This window comes from Candidatus Roseilinea sp. NK_OTU-006 (assembly GCF_012931985.1).
In the GTDB taxonomy this organism is placed as follows: domain Bacteria; phylum Chloroflexota; class Anaerolineae; order J036; family Brachytrichaceae; genus JAAFGM01.
Map to the genome: position 1 here is coordinate 1 of NZ_JAAFGM010000110.1, position 2,586 is coordinate 2,586.

General features: G+C 63.7%; 2 protein-coding genes. Both read right to left on the bottom strand.

Annotated features, from left to right (window positions below; all coding sequences use genetic code 11):
* Window positions 1-154: 154 nt before the first annotated feature.
* Window positions 155-1,180 carry a zinc-dependent alcohol dehydrogenase gene (locus tag GXH28_RS15905; protein WP_169239983.1) on the bottom strand — a complete coding sequence of 342 codons (1,026 nt, stop codon included), beginning with the start codon at window positions 1,178-1,180 and terminating at the stop codon, window positions 155-157.
* A gap of 255 nt (window positions 1,181-1,435) precedes the next feature.
* The gene (locus GXH28_RS15910; protein ID WP_169239984.1) at window positions 1,436-2,467 is read right to left on the bottom strand and encodes a zinc-dependent alcohol dehydrogenase; all 1,032 of its coding nucleotides are present in this window, start codon (window positions 2,465-2,467) and stop codon (window positions 1,436-1,438) included.
* Between the last annotated feature and the right edge of the window lie 119 nt (window positions 2,468-2,586).

Sequence of the window (2,586 nt, forward strand, 5' to 3'; positions counted from 1 at the left end):
GGTGCTCTTCCGATCTACGGCCGGGTATAGCACAGAAAGGGGGACTTTTTGCGCGAAGACCTGCCCCGGCGTGAACGCCTGGCCGAGCAGACGGAGAGCGCGCTGAATTTATCTCAGCGCGGTGACCGACGCCCACAAATCTCCGCCCCACCTCTTACGGCTTGAGGATGGCTTTGATGTCGTTGCCCTGAGCCGCCAGCATGCGTCGGAAGGCCTCGACGCCGCGCTCGAGCGGAAAGACCTCCGGCCAACTGCTCACTTCTACCTTGCCGTCGGCCATTAGGTCGAGCGCCGTTCGCATATCCTCGAGCTTGGCCGCATAGGTGCCGAACACGCGCTTCTCCGGCAGCGTCACATCGTAGGTATCGAACGAAGCGAGGGTATTTTCGTGCAGGCCAATCCACACTGCCGCGCCGCCCGGCCGAGCGGCCTGCACCGATTGCTTCTTGGTCACGGCGGCGCCGACCGCGTCAATCACCACATCGGCGCCTTCGCCGTCGGTCAGGTCGCGCACCGCCTGCACCACATCCACCTCGCGCGGGTTGAAGACCTGCGTCGCACCGACGCGACGCGCCACGGCCAGGCGCGCGTCGCTCAGATCGGCGGCGTATGTCGTCGCGCCCAGCAACGCTTGAAACGCTTGTTGCGCCAGCAAGCCGATCGGCCCTGCGCCGATGACGAGCACTGTGCTCGGCCGGAGGTCTTTGACCAGGTTGACCATGTGCACGCCGTTGCCAAGCGGCTCGGCCAGTGCAGCGTGCGCCGCCGGCATGCCCGCTGGCCAGGGGAGAAGCACGCGCACCGGCACGTTGACGTAGTCGGCGAAGGCGCCGGGACGATGCATGCCGAAGATTTGGCGCCGAGCGCACAGATGCGGATCGCCGCGTTTGCAGCGGACGCACTGGCCACACGGCACGAGCGCATTGCAGACGACTCGGTCACCGGCGTGCCAGCCGGTGTTGGCAACGCTCGAATGAAGCTCGACGATCTCGCCGCAGAACTCGTGTCCCATGATGAGCGGCGGCGTGCGGCGCGGGTTGCGATGGCGAAAGGCCTCCAGCTCGCTGCCGCACACGCCAACCGCGGCAACTTTGACCAGCACCTCGCCCTCGGCCAGAACCGGCCTCGGTTGCTCGGCGATTTCTAGCGTATCCCAAGCAGGGTAAAGCAGACATTTCATGATTTAGCCTCGCAAGGTTAGGAGAAAGAGATTGGAGATTGGAGATCGAATCGCTAATCTCTAGTCTCAGTCTCAGTAGTTGAAACATTTCCGTTTACACTCGCACATGCTGTGCACTGACCTGCAGCTAAAGCTGCGGGCTACGCACAGCGAAGCCTGCTTCGCAGGCTCAAAATCAGTCCTGCAGGGACTTGGCATCGTGTAGCCCGCGACTTTAGTCGCCGGGCGGCGGCAAGTGCGAGCCAATGTTTTCAACTACTGAGTCTGCCACCGCAGCGCCACGGCGTGATACTGCTCCTTGTCGTTGAGCAGGCCGTCATACATCGCTTTGGCCTCGTGGGCATGTGCAAAATGCGAGACGATCTCTTCGAGCCTCAGTCGGCCGCTCTCCAACAAAGCGATAAGCAGGCGCATCGCGCGCGGCACGGTATAGGGGAACTTCTCGCGTGGCTCCCAGCCGATGGCGCTGCCGTGCGCGCCGATCAGCGTGATCGAGCGGCCATGGAGATCCCAGTAGAAGTCCACGTCGCCGGCGATGCCGCGCGGGCTGCCCACCATCACCACGCGCCCGCCGTCGGTCACGATGTTCATCGCCGTCTTCACCGCGTTCGGAAAGCCGGTCGCATCCACCACGATGTCCGGCAACTGACCGAAATTAGACGCCCGCAGCCTATCCTTGAGTTGGGGATCCTCGGGCGCAAAGGTCACGACGCCATGCACCTTCTCTGCCAGCGCGCGCCGACTCCCGACGCCGTCTATGCCGATGAGCGGGTAAGCGCCGGCAGCGGCGTAGAGTCGCAGCGCGATCTGGCCGATCGTGCCCAGGCCCATGACGGCGACGCATCGTCCGATGATCTGGTCGCTCTGCACGAGCGCCGACAGCGGAAAGCGCGCCAGCACGGCGAAGGCGGCAACCTGCGCCGGCACATGCTCGGCGATGGGGAAGACCAAAGCATGCGGCTGCTCCACATCCACGATGGCATGCGTCTCATGCCGGCTGGGCCAGACGACGCGGTCGCCGATGTTGAAGCGCGTCACGCCATCGCCGACGGCGATGATCCGCCCTACCCCGCTGTAGCCGGGCGTGAACGGCCACTTGGGCCACGCCCGCGTCGGGTCGTTCAGCCACTGGTGTACCCCGGTGTAAACAGCCAATTCGGTGCCGGCGCTGATGGCGCTGGCTTCGCATTCGACCAGCACCTGGCCATGCGCCGGCGCCGGTACATCGTATGTCTCGATAGTAATCGTGTAAGGCGCAGGCATCACCACCCGCGTTCCGTGGGTCAAAAGAGACATCGTAGACAATGGTGAAACGTTCATCGGTAATCGGTAATGGCCATTCGCCAGCACTCACACTTACCAGTTACCGATGACCCGTGACCGGTCACACACCGACTAGATCGGCA